Genomic DNA, 1,571 nt, shown 5'->3' on the forward strand with positions numbered 1-1,571 from the left:
CCCGGCACCAGACACGACCGCAGCACATCATGACGATCCACCACCGCCGCCAACGTCCCATGCAACTCCGCCTCGCTCATACCCACAGGCAGGTCCACAGCGGTGGTCATGGCGAAGGCGTCGGTGTCGCCGCCGAGTTCGGTGAGCCAGGCGCCGACGGGCAGCAACGGCATGCGTCCCACACCACCGCCCGCGAGTTCCTCCAGCACCACGGCCTCACCCGCCGACCGCGCCCGCACCGCCAGCTCCGCCACCGTCCGGCACTCGAACACATCCCGCGGCGACACCTCCACACCACGCGCCCGAGCCCGCGTCACCACCTGGATCGACCGGATACTGTCCCCGCCCACGGCGAAGAAGTCGTCATCCACACCCACCCGGTCCAACCCCAGCACCTCGGCGAACACCGCCGCCAGCACCACCTCACCCGCAGACGACGGCGCCCGATACACACCACCCGAGAACTCCGGCTCCGGCAACGCACGCCGGTCCAGCTTCCCGTTCGGATCCAACGGCAACCGGTCCAGGACCACGAAGGCGGACGGCACGAGGAACTCGGGCAGGCGGTCGGCGACGAACCGGCGCAGTTCGGCGAGGTCGAGCTGTGCGTTCAGGTCAACGTCCGTGCTGCCGGGCGTGGACGACGCACCGGCCGGCACGACATAGCCGACGAGTCGCGGATCGCCGAGTCCGGGTGCTGTGCGTGCCAGCAGGACGGCTTGCGCCACGCTCGGGTGTTCGGCCATGACGGCCTCGACCTCGCCCGGTTCGACTCGGAAGCCGCGGATCTTCATCTGGGCGTCGCTGCGGCCGATGTACTCCAACGCCCCGTCGGCGTTCCAGCGGACGAGGTCGCCGGTGCGGTACATGCGGCTGCCCGGCTCACCGAAGGGGTCGGCGACGAAGCGTTCCGCGGTCAGGCCGGGCCGCTCGTGGTAACCACGGCCGACGGCGCCGGCCACGTAGAGTTCGCCGACCACGCCCACCGGGACCGGGGTGAGTCCGGGACCCAGGACATAGGTGCGCATGTTACCGAGCGGTCCGCCGATGGGGACGTTGCCCGTGCCGGCCCAGTCCTGGGGGATGGAGTAGGTCGTGGCGTAGAAGTCCTCTGTCTGTCCGTAGGCCTGCTTGAAGCGGGCGCCGGGGATCGCGGTCCTGAGCTTGTCCAGGAGGGCGGCGGGGAACGCGTCACCACCGAGGACGACGGTGTCGACGTGCATCTTCCCGGCGACCTGGTCCAGGACGCGCTCGAAGACGGAGGGGACCGCCTGGAGCACTCCGCCGGTCCAGCCGCCGCGTTCGGCGAGTTCCAGCACGTCGCGCACGATCTCAACGGCGGCGCCCGAGATCAGGGCGCTGAACACCTCGAAGACGGACACGTCGAAGTTGACAGAGGTGGCGCCCAGCATCAGCGCTCCCGGCCGCAGGTCGACCACCTCGGCCAGCCGTGACACGCCGTTGACGAGGTTGGCATGGGTGATGGCGACGCCCTTGGGGTTGCCCGTGGAGCCGGAGGTGTACATCACGTACGCCACGTTCTCCTGCCGCAGCGGAGCCGACCGCTCCCC

The 1,571-nt window shown here is 70.1% G+C and carries 1 protein-coding gene; it reads right to left on the reverse strand.

Features of this window, described 5'->3' with window-relative positions:
- A partial coding sequence (locus tag ACFCXS_RS39400) for a non-ribosomal peptide synthetase (RefSeq protein WP_376648148.1) occupies positions 1-1,571 on the reverse strand: 1,571 nt, incomplete at both ends.

The sequence above is a fragment of the Streptomyces sp. NPDC056373 genome, assembly GCF_042262425.1.
In the GTDB taxonomy this organism is placed as follows: Bacteria; Actinomycetota; Actinomycetes; order Streptomycetales; family Streptomycetaceae; genus Streptomyces.